This is a genomic window from Bradyrhizobium sp. AUGA SZCCT0177 (assembly GCF_018130125.1).
Lineage (GTDB): Bacteria > Pseudomonadota > Alphaproteobacteria > Rhizobiales > Xanthobacteraceae > Bradyrhizobium.
The window spans coordinates 58,466-72,635 of the sequence record NZ_JAFCMA010000018.1 but is presented as its reverse complement, the minus strand read 5'-3'; the positions used below and the strand labels follow the sequence as shown (position 1 = coordinate 72,635).

The following is a 14,170-nucleotide window of genomic DNA, read 5'->3' as shown; positions in this document are numbered from 1 at the left end:
ATCCACTTCGCTCGAAAACGCTCTACCCCGCCGCCGACTGCGCACGGCCCAGCAAGCCGCGTTGTTCGGCCACCGCGTGCGCTTCGTCGAGCGCCGCCGCCACCGCGTCCATCATCTCGTCGATCTGCTCCGCCGTGATGATCAGCGGCGGACAGACGAACACCGCGTCGGGACCGGCGCGGACGATGACGCCGCGCGCCATCGCGCCCTGCTGGATCAATGCGCCGATACCTTCGGCCGGCGGCAGCGGCCGGCGTGTGGCCTTGTCGGCGACCAGTTGCAGCGCGCCGATCAGTCCGACCCCGCGCGCCTCGCCCACCAGCGGATGCGAGCCGAGCGCACGCAGTCGTGACTGCAGATGCGGTGCGAGCGCTTTCACTTGCGATACGATGTCGCGCTCCTTGTAGATGCGCAGCGTTTCCAGCGCGACGGCAGCGGCGACGGGGTGACCCGCATAGGTGAAGCCGTGGGCGAAATTGCCGAGCTTGCCGGCATGGGCGGTGATGGTTTCGGCGATGGTGTCGCTGATAACAGTGGCCGAGATCGGCAAATAGGCCGAAGACAGCGCCTTGGCGACGGTCATGATGTCGGGCTCGATGCCGAACGTATCGCAGCCGAACATCTCCCCGGTGCGGCCGAAGCCGCAAATCACCTCGTCGGCGATCATCAGGACGTCGTACTTGCGCAGCACCTGCTGGATGCGCGGAAAGTAATCGGCCGGGGGCACGATGACGCCGCCTGCCCCGTTCACCGGCTCGGCGATGAAGGCGCCGATCGTATCCGGCCCCTCGCGGATGATCATGTCCTCGAGATTGGCGACGAGACGGTCGACGAACTGCGCCTCGCTCTCGCCCGGCCGGCCGTACAAATAATGGCTCGGGCAATCGGTCCGCAGGATGCCGCCGACCGGCAGATCCCATTCGGTGTGGTTGGCGGGCAGCCCGGTCATGCTGCCGGAAAACACCGTGATGCCGTGATAGCCGCGCACGCGGCCGATGATGCGCTTCTTGCGCGGCCGGCCCAGCGCGTTGTTGTAGAACCAGACGATCTTCGCCGCCTGGTCGTTCGCCTCCGAGCCGGAATTGGCGAACAGCACCTTGCCGAGCCCCTTGGGCACGATCTTCAAAAGCTCTTCGGCCGCCTCGATGCTGGGCTCGGTCGAGCGGCTGTTGAAGATGTGGTAGGTCGGCAATTGCTCCATCTGGCGGCGCGCGGCCTCGACGAGGCGCTTTTCGCTGAAGCCGAGCGAGGTGCTCCACAGCCCGGCCATGCCCTCGAGATAGCGCTTGCCGGTTTCGTCGTAGACATAAACGCCCTCGCCGCGCGCGATGACGAGCGGCCCGTCGGTCTTGTGCTTGTCGAGATTGGTATAGGGATGGATGAGCGAGGCGACATCGCGAGCCGCGAGGGAGTTGGGTCTGCCCGTCATTGGATTAATGCTCCGATTCTTGTTGATCGGTGGGAGCAGACCACGAAAAGCGTGTTCCCGCCATTTCGCATTCTAGAGCCTTTTCCGTTCCGATTGAATCGGAACGGGGCTCTAGATTCTTGATTTGACGCGTTTTCTTGACGCGAACCGGTATCCACTTCGCTGGAAAACGCTCTGCCCTCAGCCGCCGCGGGCCGACAGGAATCCGTTGAGGAAACTGCCGAGATTGCGGCGCAGGGCGTCGACGGCATAGCCGCCTTCCTGGATGATGACGCTGGGCAGCTTTTGCGCCCCGATCCGCGCCCCGATGGCGCCGAAGCCCGCGGTGGTGACCCGCATCATTTCCGACGAATCTTCCTCGAATGCATCGAGGCCGAGCGCCACGACGCAAGCTTCCGGCTGAAACGCCCTGACAGCTGCGAGCGCGTGGTCCAGGGCTGCCAGATAGGGCTCGTCAGTGGTGCCGAGCGGCAGCGGCAGATTGAGATTCTTGCCGAGCCCCTCGCCCTCGCCGCGTTCTCCGGCATAGCCGACCTGCCAGGGATAGCCGGTATTGGGATCGCCATGGATCGAGACGGTCAGGACGTCGCCGCGTTCCCAGAAGATGCCCTGCGTGCCGTTGCCATGGTGCACGTCGACGTCGAGCACCGCGACGCGGGCGAACCGGCCGCGCAGATGCTGGGCCGCGAGCGCCGAGTTGTTCAGGTAGCAATAGCCGCCGGCGAGATCGGCATAGGCGTGGTGGCCGGGCGGACGGCACAGCGCGTAGCTTTCGGACGCGCCGCTGCGCACGGCATCCGCCGCTTCCAGCGCGCAATTCGCCGAAGAGGCGATCGCCCGCCAGCTCTGCGGGCCGATCGGCACCGAATTGCCCGAGAGGAAGAAGCCGAGCTGGCCCTCGAAACTTGTCGGCAGCGTCTTCATCTGCCGCATGGCGTAGCTGTTGGCCAGCACGAACGGGCCGCGCGGCTGCGGCAAGGTCTGCCAATTGTCATAGGCATTGGCGAGGAAATGGATATAGCGCGGGTCGTGCACGCTGAGCAGCGCGTCGCGGCCAAAGTCGCGCGGCGTGCGGATCTCGTGCCCGCCATCGCGCAACGCCGCCAGCAATTGGTTGGCCCGTTCGGGCGATTCCCGCACCGCGATTTTCACGCCGCGCGAGATGAAATGATCGGGATCGTGCAGCGCGTTGTCATCCGAATAGACAGCCAGCATCGGACAGGTAACTCCTCGCATTGTCGCGCTCCGCGCGGACTCGCGCTTCGCGCGGAGCAAGTTCTATGCCGCGCAGCGCTTCCCGCATGCATAGCGGCAAAGCTGCCGCCAACCATGCGACGCAGATCGAGAAAGTCAAAAAAAATGCGCCGAATTTTCGTTCAGTTCGTCACGATCTTGGCGATGCAGAGCAGGATGACGAGGGCAAGGAACAGCAGGTCGATATAGGCCTTGATCTCGCCGGCGTGGCGAAGCCCGCTGACCTCGGTGACGATCTGCTTGCGCGAGGCCGCGGCGGCAGCGGCCGAGCTCGGCCCCTCGGCGGCGACCTTGGCCAGACGCCGCGCCTCGATCTCCAGCCGCTCGATGCGCTGAAAGAAATAAAACGAACGCAACGCCGAGGCGGCATGCATGGCGGCATAAACCAGCACGAGGATCGCCACCACCGCGCGCTGCGGATATTTGTCCAGGAAGTTAAGGGCGAAATAGACCAGCGCCAGGAACACGAAGTTGGAGACGAATCGATAGGCGTAGCCCAGGAAAATCATTCACGTGCCCCGGATAGATTTGGAAGTGCCGAATTACGGTCATCGGACCGGGTAGCCGGCGATGCCCTGTTGTTTTACGCGAACGGTGTAACAGCAAGGCTACTTCCGCCTGCCCCGGCGATTCCCAACGGCTTCGCCACTGTGGCACTGAGAAGAATCACGTGTTTCCACCGAATCGATTGGGTTGGGCCCAAACTGCATGATTTGTGGTGCGCTCGGAGGGACTCGAACCCCCACGATTTTACTCACTGCCACCTCAAGGCAGCGCGTCTACCAATTCCGCCACGAGCGCTTGGGATACCGGCTGGAAGGATTTAAGGCCTGCCGGATCAACGGCGCCGATGTAACAAATCAGAGATGGAGGGACAAGGCGGTTTTGCGACCGAATAACTACCTAACACCCGGTAATTTCGGCAGCATTTGCTTGACTTCGACCGCGATCCGGTTGCGATCGACCAGGACCACGCCGGAAGCCACCGGAAGGTTGTTGGCGAGGATCTTGACCTCGTCCGCCTCGGTGGCGTCCAGTTCGATGATGGCGCCGCGGGAAAGCCGCATCACCTGGTGGATGGGCATCGTGGTGGTGCCGAGCACCACCATGAGATCGACGCTGACTTTATCGAGGGTGGCCACTACGAAACCGCCAAACTTGGACTAGATCTTGGACTAAATTGGGTGGTTTCACCTGACCACGTTATGGTTAGCCAATGGTTAATGACCGCCAAAGCCTTGATTTGACGACCTTCGCGCAAGCCCCTGATGGCAGCGATGTCGAATGGCGGATTGCGGCCAAAGCGGTGCCCTACCCCGACGCCGTGGCCGAGATGGAAGCCCGGGCGGCCGCGATCGCGGCCGGGCAAGCGCCCGAGCTGGTGTGGCTGTTGGAACATCCGCCGCTCTACACGTCCGGAACCAGCGGCAAGGCCGGCGATCTCCTGGACCCGCGCTTTCCAATGTATGAGACCGGGCGCGGCGGCCAGCTCACCTATCACGGCCCCGGCCAGCGGGTGGCCTATGTGATGCTCGATTTGAAGCGGCGGCGGCCGGACGTGCGGGCCTATGTCGCCGGCCTGGAGGAATGGATCATCCGCACGCTGGCCGCCTTCAACGTGCGCGGCGAACGCCGAGAGGACCGCGTCGGGGTCTGGGTCAACAGGCCGGACAAGGGACCCGGCCATGAGGACAAGATCGCGGCGATCGGCGTGCGGCTGCGGCGCTGGGTCTCGTTCCATGGCATCGCCATCAATGTCGAGCCGGAGCTGTCGCATTTTTCCGCGATCATCCCCTGCGGCGTCGCCGATGCCAGATACGGCGTCACCTCGCTGGTCGATCTCGGACTGCCCGTGACCATGGAAGACGTCGATGTCGCGCTCCGGCAGGCCTTTGAGGACGTGTTCGGCGCGACCAAGGCCCGCCTGCCGGAAACGACTGTCTAAGACGGTTTTATTTTTGACGCGTTTTCTACCGCAGATAAGTCTACGCAATCTGCGTAAACTTGATTGCTATGCGAACCGGTACCCACTTCGCTCGAAAACGCTATGGGTTCACGCCGCCTCCTGCTGTGGCGGCACCTCGAGCTTGCCGGCGATGTAGCGCCGCTCCTGCGTCAACCCGCCAAAGCCGTAAGCATCGCCCTTGACCTCGTCGACATGCGCGTAGCTCTCGTGGTGCAGCGGCCCGAGCAGTTCGCCCATGCGCTGGAACACCGCGGCGAGATAGGCGGCCTTCTCGTCCTTGGTGTTGGTGCCCTCGCTGACATGGACGTCGAGCCAGAAGCTGGCGAGGCTCTGTTCGGCCAGCGACTTTCCGCCGGCGAACCAGTCCGCGGCGTCGACCGCGCGGACGATCACCGCTGTGACCCTGGGATCCTTGCGCAGGATTCGCGCAGTGAGATCACTGACGGCGGTGGCGATTTCGGCCTTCAATGAAGGCGCCTTGCGGAAGCTCGAATAGGTGACAGTGATGAGCGGCATGATGGTTCTCCCTGGTGTGCGTTTGCGTCCCCATACCTAGACTTATCAGCATCATTTTGGTATCTTATCTCTGTTCATAACAATGATAACGATTAGTGATGATGCCATGGGCACGCTGGATATCGACACCGTTCAGGCCTTCCTGCTGGTCGCCGAGCTGCAGAGTTTTACCCGCGCCGCCGAGGCGCTCGGTACCACGCAGGCCGCCGTCAGCCTGAAGCTGCAGCGGCTGGAAAGCGTGCTCGGCAAGCGGCTGGTCGAGCGATCGCCGCGCGCGGTGACGCTCACCGCCGATGGCACGGCGTTCCTGCACCATGCCCGCGTGCTGATGGAGGCGCATGACCGCGCGCTGTCGGGCGAAAAGCCGGCGCGGCAGCAATTGTCGCTCGGGATCAGCGATCACGCCGCGGGTGCGGAACTGGTGCCGCTGCTGGAGCGGCTGCATGCGATGTCCTCGCAGATGTCGCTCGCGGTGACGATCGGCTTTTCGCGGGCGATGCTCGATGCCTACGATTCCGGCGAACTCGACGCCGTGGTGGTGCGGCAGGAAGGCAGCCGCCGCGGCGGCGAGCAACTGACCGAGGACGAGTTCGGCTGGTTCGCGACGCCCCGCTTCGTCTGGCCGCGCGGTGACGCCCTGCAACTGGCGACGCTGGCACCACCCTGTGGCGTCCGCGCGATCGCCCGTCCGCGCGCTCGACAAGGCCGGCATCCCCTGGATCGAGGCGTTTGTCGGAGGCGGCGTCACGGCGGTGGTCGCAGCTGCCCAGGCTGGGCTTGCGGTCGCGCCGCTGGCCCGGAGGATCGCGCCGGCGGGGCTGGTCGATATCGGTTTGGTGCAGAAGCTGCCAAGGCTTGGAACGTCAAAGGTAATGTTACACTCGAAGGTCAGTGATCCCGTCAAACTCACCGCGCTGCGGACGCTGGCGGCGACGTTTCGCAGTGTGGTTACGGTTTCCCGCGCAAGCACCTGAGTATCCCCGCATTTACAAGATCGCCTCGAACGCGCTGCGCAGCGTTTCGTGGCGGAACTTGAAGCCATTCATCAGCGCCTTGTTCGGCAGCACCCTCTGCCCTCCGAGCAGAAGCTCATTGGCAAAATCGCCGCCGACCCAGCGCAGCAATGCATCCGGAATCCGGAACACCGCCGGCCGATGCAGCCGCCGGCTGAGTTCTTCGGTGAACTTCAGATTGGTGACCGGGATCGGCGCCGTCGCGTTGATCGGCCCTGAGATGCCGGGGCTGGCGATCACATGGGCGATCAGGCGCACGAGATCGTCGCGCTCGATCCAGGACATCCACTGCTTGCCTGACCCGAGCGGCCCGCCGAGGCCGAACTCGAACGGCGTCAGCATCCGCGTGATGAAGCCGCCATCGGTTCCAATGACGAGGCCAATCCGCAGATGGGCGACTCGCACGCCATGTTCGGCCGCCGGGCTCGCCGCACGCTCCCAGGCGTCGCACAATTCATGGCTGAAGCAGGCGTGGGATTTGGCGGACTCGGTCAGCACCTGATCCTGCCACAGCCCGTACCAGCCGATCGCTGAGCCGGACACCAACACCTTTGGCTTGCGTTCGAGACGGCCAATCAAATCAACGACATCGCTGGTCATCTGAATCCGGGATTCGAGGATCTTGCGGCGCTTTGCCTCCGTCCACAGCCCGTTGCCGATCGGCTCTCCGGCGAGATTCACGATGGTGTCGATTCTGGCATCCGCTGGAATCTGGTCGAGGCTGGTGATCAGGGTGATCGGCGGCGACAGTTCCGCTTTCGCCGGGTTGCGGACCAGCGCAATCACTTGATGGCCCGACGCGGTCAGGCTCGCGACCAGCCGGCTGCCGATGAAACCAGTGGCGCCGGTGACGAGCACGGTCTGGCTATCGGGCAGTTTCTCCACGAGGCCAGCCGCAGGCGCGCTGTGCATCCGGCCGAGGCGCTGGGCCGCGGTAAAATCCCTCAATCCGCACAGCGCCGCGCCGACGGCAGCCGCCGCCGCTGTCATGCTGAGCCATCCCGTATAGGCCGATTTGATCCCGGTCGGCTGCATTGCCCAGTCGATCAGGACCGGCAGCAGCAACACCAGGATGGCGCCGTAATTGATCGCCAGCAGCGTGTGATTGATGCGCTCGCTCGCCGGCAGTTTCCGGCTCATGTCCTCCTCGACGAAATCCATCAGCGTGATGATGACTTCCGCCACCAGCACCGCGATGATGGCCATCGCGAAAATGCCGTACACTTCCAGCCAGCCGAGCACCAGGAACAGGAACGCGTACATCATGTTGCGCACGCCGTGGAGCTGCAGCTCGTAGCGCTGCGACGGGCGCCAGGCCAGCCGCTCGGTCAGCTCATGGTGATAGAACGTGTCGAACACGCCCATCACAATCTGAATGGCGATCAGGGTCCATAGCAACGATGTCATGACGCGGCCTCCCGGAACACGGCGGACTGACGAATGAGCCTGCCAAAGCGCGGATGAACGATATCGAGCGTGAAGCGGAACGTGCCGCCGCCGAGATCGGAATGGGTTACGGTGAGATCGCCCGGCGTCAGCCAATCCGGCAACGCCAGCCGCAGCGGCCCGACCTGGAACGAGTAACCGACACTGCGAAACACCAGCGCTTCGTGCTCGACGAAGATCCGCAGCGCCATGCTGATGCCGTGGCCGACATATTCCTCGAGCCCGGTCGGCCCGGCGAAGCGTTTCGAGGAGTGAATGACTTGCGGAAATCCGTGTGAGCGGGCGCAGATGCGGGTCCAGATCTGGCCGCCGCTCGCTGCGTCCTCCGTCACCGTCACCACCATCGGGACGCCGGTCTCGGCCCCGGTCGGCAGCGGCCCGCCGACCAGCCGCGCCAACTGCGCGAGCCACCAGCCAATCCTGTTGAAATAGGCCTCCTCGACCTCGCCGACATAGACGACGGTTGCACCATCAACGTGGCGCTTGGAGAAGCGCCGCCAGATCGCCAGCGGCAATCGCCCCCAATCGGCATCGGACAGCAGCGAATGGAACCTGTTATCGTCGAGCAGAATGTCGCTGGAAGGCTTGTGATGCGGATGGGACGCTGGAAGTCTTGAGATCCTGATTGCTGACGCCATCGAACGCTCCTGCTACTCTCCCGCCACTCGCTGCCTATTTGGTTTTTCCCATCGGCAGGAAGCTGACGATCTTCTCGCCAAGCTTGATCAGGGCGACCAATCTCGGCCGCGGCACTTTCAGCATCTGCATGTACCAACGGTCGACCAGCTCGGTGAATTCCAGCATCTCCCTCAGCCGCTTGCTCGCGACCGCGCTGATGGTAGGATCATCGGCGGCATCGGAAACGCAGGCGCGCAGCGCATCGACCGCAGGGTCGATCTCGCGCTCCTTGCGGCGGGACGCGATCCGCGCCGCCACTTCCCAGATATCGGTCTCCGCCTCGTAATGATCGCGGCGGTCGCCCATGATCGGCACCCGGCGGATCAGGTTCCAGGACAGCAGCTCCTTGATGGAGTTGGAGACGTTGGACCTGGCCATGCCGAGCGTCTCGGCGATATCCTCGGCCGTCATCGGTGCCTCGGCGAGGTACAGCAGGCCGTGGATCTGGCTGACCGAGCGGTTGACGCCCCACTCGTCCCCCATGTCACCCCAGTGCAGGATGAACCGCTCGACGGCGGCCGGAAGTTTCTTCTTTTCGGTTGTTTCTGTCATAACAGAAATATCTGACATTTCTGGATCGACGTCAAGCCCCTTCATCGGATCGAGCCTTCGCCAAAGCGAGCCGCGCCCTGCCCGATCGCGCCCCGGCTAAAATGTGCCTAAAACTTGTCCATTGCCGGAACCATCCGGCATCCCGCGCGTTTCGGCCCACTAGGTTAGGGATTCAAATGCCTGAAAAAGACCAACGACAGCAGCGGGATCTGTTCGAAAGCGAACGCAGTTTCCGGCTTCTGGTCGAGGGGGTCGCCGACTACGCGCTGTACATGCTCGACCCTACCGGCATCGTCACCAGCTGGAACATCGGCGCTCAACGCATCAAGGGTTATGCACCCGAGGAAATCCTGGGCCGGCACTTCTCCGCTTTTTACACCGATACCGATCGCGCCAATGGCAAGCCGACGCGCGCGTTGCGCATCGCGCGCGAAACCGGCCGCTATGAGGAGGACGGCTGGCGCGTCCGCAAGGACGGCACCTTCTTTTGGGCCAGCGTTGTCATCGACCCGATCTACGAGGACGGCAGGCTGGTCGGCTTTGCCAAGATTACCCGCGACATCTCCGAACGCCGTGAGGCCCAGCTCAAGCTCGATCAGATGCAAGCGCAGTTGGCGGAATCCCAGAAGCTGGACGCGCTCGGCCAACTGACCGGCGGCGTGGCGCACGATTTCAACAATCTCCTGATGATCGTCAGCGGCAGCCTGCATACGCTCAGGAAGGGAGTCTCCGACGATCCCAAGATGCAGCGCGCGCTAGCCGCTATCGACGGGGCGACAAAGCGCGGCGCCGCACTGACCAGCCAGCTGCTGACATTCGCCAGGCGACAAAGCGTCAATCCGCAAACGGTCGATGTCACCGAAAGAATGAAGGCGGTGCGCGATGTTCTCCACACCGGCGTCGGCGGCACGGTGACACTGCAATTCGACCTCGACCGCAGCGTCTGGCCGGTCATGGTCGATATCACCGAACTCGAGACCGCGCTGGTCAATCTTGTGATCAACGCCCGCGACGCCATGTCCGACGGAGGCATCATCAAGGTTGCTGCCGATAACACCAGGCTGAGCGAGGAAGCCCATAGCGGCGACTATGTCGCCATCTCCGTGACGGATACCGGCACCGGCATCGCGCCTGACGTGCTGAGCAAGATATTCGATCCCTTTTTTACGACCAAACCGATCGGCAAGGGCACCGGATTGGGTCTCTCGCAGGTGCACGGTTTCGTCCATCAGGCCGGCGGAACGGTCAGGGTTGCCAGCGAACTCGGCAAGGGTACCAAGATCACGATCCTGCTGCCGCGACAGCATGGCGGCCTGGCGGTTGACGATGTCAGCGTTGCCGAATCCAGTGGAAGCGGCACCGTGCTGCTGGTCGACGACAATCCGGAAGTCGCCGCTGTCAGCACCAGCCTGCTCGAACAACTCGGCTACACCGTCCGCAGGGTAGAGAATGCCGAGGCCGCCCTGCGCGAGATCGAGCGCGACGGGATCGACCTCGTATTCACCGACATCGTGATGCCGGGCAAAATGGACGGCCTCGGCCTGGCGCGCCGCCTCAAGGCGATGCGGCCCCAGCTGCCCATTCTGCTGGCGACCGGCTATAGCGATGCCGCCTTGAACGTGCGCGGCGATTTTCCCATTCTCCGCAAGCCCTATGAGATCCATCAGTTGAGCCAGGCAATCGCAAAATTGCCGCGGTGACTGGCGGCCCGCGCCGTCCCGGTTCACCGGGATCCCGGCCGAAATGCCGGCTTCTCCGTTGTTTTCCTGACCTATTCATTAACCGCATTGCCATCTATTGGCCGGTAGATTCCGGCCACGCATTCAGCTTGCCGGTCAGAATGATTTGGCGCTCCCCCATCAAGGCGGAAGATGCCCGATCGACACCTCGCAAACCAAAGCGGCCTCCTGCGGCGGATCACCCCGGGGATGGTCGTGGTCTTCTTTGCGCTGGTCATGACGGCCTGCATTCTGGGCGTCGTGGTCTGGAAGGCGCTCGAAGCCAAGTCGGCCGCGCTGTCGCGCGGCTCCACCGACATCAAGAACCTCGCCCATTCCCTTGCCGAACACGCCGCACACACCATTCAGGCGGCCGACATCGCGATGGGTGGCATGGTCGACCTGCTCATGTATCAAAGCCCCCTGCCGGAGCGGTTCAACAAATACATGGCCGACACCGTGGCCGCGCTGCCGCAAATACGCGAAATCGGCGTCCTCGATACCAACGGCAATTGGCGCTACTCATCCCTGCCAGAGACTCCGCGCTACAACAATGGCGACCGGCCGTACTTCGCCTACCATCGCGACACCGCCGGCAAGGCGCTTCGTATCAGCGAAATGTTTCAATCCCGCCTTACCGGGCGACCGACCATCCTGCTCTCAAAGCGTGTCACCAAGCAGGACGGCAGCTTTGGCGGCGTGCTGACAGCCGCGATCGATAGCGATTACTTCAGCGGCTTCTACAGCGCATTCCAGCTCGGCCCCGACGGCGGAATCAGCCTGCTGCGCAATGACGGCGCCGTCCTGTCCCGCTGGCCGCTTTCGAACAGGAGTGCCGACCTTTCCAAAACGGACTTGTTTACGAAACACCTCAAGTTGAGCTCGGTCGGGTATTACAAGATCACCTCGCCGTTCGATGGCGTCGTCAAATATTTCGGATACGAGGGAACGCCGCAATATCCGCTGATCATCACGGTGGCGATGTCCGAGGACTGGTTGCTCTCAGCCTGGTCGACGGCATTGCGCACCGACGCACTTGTGGCAACGATCCTCCTCTGCATGATCGTCCTGCTCGCGGCATTGCTTTCGGCGCAGTTCAATTTTCGGATCAAAACCGAACGCGCGCTGCGGCAGAGCGAGTCGCATTATCGCCTGCTCGCGGACAATATCGCCGACGTCGTTATCCTGCTCAATGGCCGCGGCACGCTTCGTTATGTGTCCCACTCTGTCGAACAGATGCTGGGCGTTCGCCCGCAGGACCTCGTCGGCAAATCCTGCTTCGACATGGTTCACCCCGAGGATAAGCAAGGCGTGATGGCCGCGAGCGCGCGGCTGAACGGGTCGGGCGCCATCAGCACAGCCGAGTTCCGGACCTACCGTGCCGACGGATCGATCGTGTGGGTCGAAAGCAACTTCAAGCAGGCATCGGAACGCGACAATCCCGCCGAGGCCGAGTTTGTCGGCGTGCTGCGCGACATCACGGAACGCAAGCGGATGGAGGATGAGCTGAACCTGCTCAACCGCCGCCTGACCCAGCTCGCGGCCACCGACGGCCTGACCGGATTGACCAACCGCCGCACCTTCGACGGCTTCCTGGCGCGTCAGTACGAAGCCTGCGAAGAGATCTCGGTGCTGCTGTTCGATATCGACAACTTCAAGGGTTACAACGACACCTACGGACACCAAGCCGGCGATCGCTGCCTGCAGGCCGTCGCCCGGGCCATCGGCGATGCGACCTCGAATACCACGGGCCTCTCCGCGCGCTATGGCGGCGAGGAATTCGCCGTCGTGCTGCCGAACATTTCCGAAGACGATGCATTGAAGGTCGCCGAATCGATCCGGCTGACCGTGCGCGCCCTCGGCCTTCCCAACACCGCCGCCAACCGTGGCTTCGTCACCATCAGCGCCGGCATTGCCACCAGGACACGCGCGACGCCTGGTGAAGCAGCGTTGGTCGGAGAAGCCGACGCCGCGCTTTATGAAGCCAAGCGGCTCGGACGCAATCGCAGCTTCGTCTATTCATCGCCGGTCCTGCGCTATGTCGAGGCCGGGTCGATCCAGCACGATCCGGAACTGGCGCCCGTCGAACGGAAGCTGGCGCATTAACGCGCGTGATTGCGGATCAAGGTCTTCGACGAGACCGTCCACATATTAGTTCTGCATATCAGCCCCGCTGCCATAGCGACCGGATTTAGCGCGTGCGCACAAATTATATGCGGCGCGCGTCAGCCTGGACCCTTCTGGTGCCACATTGATCCAGAACAATCGTTCTGCTGAAACACCATAGGTTCCGCCAATGAAAATATCAGATTTCACCTGCCCATCCTGCACATCGGCTTACGAGGTCGCTGAATCAAGTTTACCGATTGGACGGCCGGGTCGGGTTGAATGCGCGACCTGCGGCCAGCTTCTCGATATGTGGCAGGATCCCAAGCTGAGAGCCTATCGGCTGGTGATGTCGTCGGAACACAAGTACCGGCACATCGATGCGCCGCCCTCTCCGATTCGCGCGACCGCATAGACTGACACCGCATCGCGCCTGTCATCGAACGCGCGTAATCTCCGCCGGCCAGCATCGGCCATGAGGAGACGGCGAGATGACCAAACCCGAATTCATTTCCGCTGAAATCGGGACGCGGGTCACGGCGCACGCGCTGCATGTTGGCGACCGCATCAATACGATCGGCTTCGAAACGGAAGCCCTCTCGGCGATCCCTCTTGCGATCAGGGTTGGCACGAGCGGGCGTCGCGGTTCTGTTCCGCTACGGGGTGGCGGTGCTGATCGGCCTTGCGTCGGAAGAACAAAGCCGCTTCCTGGAAACACTGAAACCTCGAATCGACGGCAAACTGGCGCGCCGTGAAGAGGAAGCCGCCATTCTCGCCTTCGCCGGTGAGGGTGAGACCGAGGATCAGGTCCTGTCCGGCGGCCCTATACAGTTGCGCGACATGTCGCCGGCAAGGCTTCTTGTCGTGGCCGACGTGCTGGCCAAGAGCGTCGTGCTGGCGCACGACGAACGCGAAGTGGCGAAGGTCTTCGAGATCATCGAACCGTTTGCCAAGGAGCTGGCAGATCACGGACGAACCCGCCGTGATCGAAAAGGGGTCATGCAGCTGATCGGAAGTGCGCTTCTGGTCCAGCACAGGGTATCCGGCCGCGTCGCGATCGGGGAAAAGCCTGACGCATTGTGGGATCGTCCCGACCTCGAGCGGCTTTATGCGCGGCTGGAAGACGAATATGAACTCAAGGAGCGCCTCGATGCGCTCAACCGGAAACTTGCCGTGGTCGCGGAGACGGCCAACACCCTTGCCGATATCATCGACACGCGCCGAACCCTGCGCCTCGAACTCATCATCGTCGGGCTGATTGCGTTCGAAGTCATCATCACGCTGTATCAACTTTACACCGGCAAGGGTCACTGAAGCCGGGCTTGGCCGGACTCCCCCTCGCTATCGCGGGCCCGGCCGCCACGACAGATCATCCGACCACAGATAGATCGCGATCGCGGCGAGGCACAGCACGAGGCCGACCCAGAACATCGGCGAATGATGGATACGCCTCCAATCGCGTTCAGTTGTTGGCGGCTTCATGGATCACCTC

At 62.9% G+C, this 14,170-nt stretch carries 14 protein-coding genes, 1 tRNA gene and 2 pseudogenes; 6 read left to right on the top strand and 11 right to left on the bottom strand.

Going from position 1 to position 14,170, the window contains the following annotated elements:
- Positions 1-22: 22 nt before the first annotated feature.
- The 5 genes from JQ597_RS21420 to JQ597_RS21400 form a co-directional block, all read right to left on the bottom strand.
- The gene (locus JQ597_RS21420) at positions 23-1,429 is read right to left on the bottom strand and encodes an aspartate aminotransferase family protein (RefSeq protein ID WP_212266179.1); all 1,407 of its coding nucleotides are present in this window, start codon (positions 1,427-1,429) and stop codon (positions 23-25) included.
- A gap of 180 nt (positions 1,430-1,609) precedes the next feature.
- On the bottom strand, positions 1,610-2,644 hold the full coding sequence (locus JQ597_RS21415) for a histone deacetylase family protein (RefSeq protein WP_212266177.1): 1,035 nt from the start codon (positions 2,642-2,644) through the stop codon (positions 1,610-1,612).
- A gap of 161 nt (positions 2,645-2,805) precedes the next feature.
- Positions 2,806-3,192: a hypothetical protein gene (locus tag JQ597_RS21410; RefSeq protein WP_212266175.1), complete on the bottom strand. Its 387-nt coding sequence runs from the start codon at positions 3,190-3,192 to the stop codon at positions 2,806-2,808.
- A 207-nt stretch (positions 3,193-3,399) separates the two neighbouring features.
- A tRNA-Leu gene (locus tag JQ597_RS21405) sits at positions 3,400-3,484 on the bottom strand.
- 98 nt (positions 3,485-3,582) lie between these two features.
- Complete coding sequence (locus tag JQ597_RS21400) at positions 3,583-3,825, bottom strand: FliM/FliN family flagellar motor switch protein (protein WP_074276133.1); 243 nt, start codon at positions 3,823-3,825, stop codon at positions 3,583-3,585.
- 74 nt (positions 3,826-3,899) lie between these two features.
- Between JQ597_RS21400 and lipB the strand changes: the two genes are divergently transcribed.
- Positions 3,900-4,628: a lipoyl(octanoyl) transferase LipB gene (lipB, locus tag JQ597_RS21395; RefSeq protein WP_212266173.1), complete on the top strand. Its 729-nt coding sequence runs from the start codon at positions 3,900-3,902 to the stop codon at positions 4,626-4,628.
- Positions 4,629-4,736: 108 nt separating this feature from the next.
- On the opposite strand, the gene JQ597_RS21390 is transcribed toward lipB, so the two are convergent.
- Positions 4,737-5,165: a tautomerase family protein gene (locus tag JQ597_RS21390; RefSeq protein ID WP_212266172.1), complete on the bottom strand. Its 429-nt coding sequence runs from the start codon at positions 5,163-5,165 to the stop codon at positions 4,737-4,739.
- 106 nt (positions 5,166-5,271) lie between these two features.
- Between JQ597_RS21390 and JQ597_RS21385 the strand changes: the two are divergent.
- A pseudogene (locus JQ597_RS21385) lies at positions 5,272-6,139 on the top strand (LysR family transcriptional regulator).
- A gap of 12 nt (positions 6,140-6,151) precedes the next feature.
- Here JQ597_RS21385 and JQ597_RS21380 read toward each other — a convergent pair.
- From JQ597_RS21380 to JQ597_RS21370, 3 genes are read right to left on the bottom strand one after another with little or no spacing between them, the layout of a single operon-like run.
- A complete protein-coding gene (locus JQ597_RS21380; protein ID WP_212266171.1) occupies positions 6,152-7,585 on the bottom strand; it encodes a TIGR01777 family oxidoreductase in 1,434 nt (477 codons plus the stop codon).
- Entirely contained in the window at positions 7,582-8,262 is a 681-nt protein-coding gene (locus JQ597_RS21375; protein ID WP_212266170.1) for a DUF4166 domain-containing protein, read from the bottom strand. Before JQ597_RS21375 ends, JQ597_RS21380 begins: the two co-directional genes overlap by 4 nt.
- Positions 8,263-8,296: 34 nt before the next feature.
- A complete protein-coding gene (locus JQ597_RS21370; protein ID WP_212266169.1) occupies positions 8,297-8,854 on the bottom strand; it encodes a GbsR/MarR family transcriptional regulator in 558 nt (185 codons plus the stop codon).
- A gap of 176 nt (positions 8,855-9,030) precedes the next feature.
- Between JQ597_RS21370 and JQ597_RS21365 the strand changes: the two genes are divergently transcribed.
- The gene (locus JQ597_RS21365; RefSeq protein WP_249148080.1) at positions 9,031-10,554 is read left to right on the top strand and encodes a PAS domain-containing hybrid sensor histidine kinase/response regulator family protein; all 1,524 of its coding nucleotides are present in this window, start codon (positions 9,031-9,033) and stop codon (positions 10,552-10,554) included.
- Between the two features lie 171 nt (positions 10,555-10,725).
- Positions 10,726-12,678 carry a diguanylate cyclase domain-containing protein gene (locus JQ597_RS21360; RefSeq protein WP_212266167.1) on the top strand — a complete coding sequence of 651 codons (1,953 nt, stop codon included), beginning with the start codon at positions 10,726-10,728 and terminating at the stop codon, positions 12,676-12,678.
- Positions 12,679-12,723: 45 nt separating this feature from the next.
- Here JQ597_RS21360 and JQ597_RS21355 read toward each other — a convergent pair whose 3' ends face one another.
- Positions 12,724-12,888: a hypothetical protein gene (locus JQ597_RS21355; RefSeq protein ID WP_212266342.1), complete on the bottom strand. Its 165-nt coding sequence runs from the start codon at positions 12,886-12,888 to the stop codon at positions 12,724-12,726.
- Here JQ597_RS21355 and JQ597_RS21350 point away from each other — a divergent pair.
- Both JQ597_RS21350 and JQ597_RS21345 read left to right on the top strand, forming a co-directional pair.
- Positions 12,869-13,093 carry a zinc-ribbon domain-containing protein gene (locus JQ597_RS21350; RefSeq protein ID WP_212266166.1) on the top strand — a complete coding sequence of 75 codons (225 nt, stop codon included), beginning with the start codon at positions 12,869-12,871 and terminating at the stop codon, positions 13,091-13,093. The two genes, JQ597_RS21355 and JQ597_RS21350, sit on opposite strands and share 20 nt — an antisense overlap.
- A 76-nt stretch (positions 13,094-13,169) precedes the next feature.
- Positions 13,170-13,992: pseudogene (locus JQ597_RS21345) on the top strand (RMD1 family protein).
- 27 nt (positions 13,993-14,019) lie between these two features.
- On the opposite strand, the gene JQ597_RS21340 reads toward JQ597_RS21345, so the two are convergent.
- Entirely contained in the window at positions 14,020-14,160 is a 141-nt protein-coding gene (locus JQ597_RS21340) for a hypothetical protein (protein WP_212266165.1), read from the bottom strand.
- Positions 14,161-14,170 lie beyond the last annotated feature (10 nt).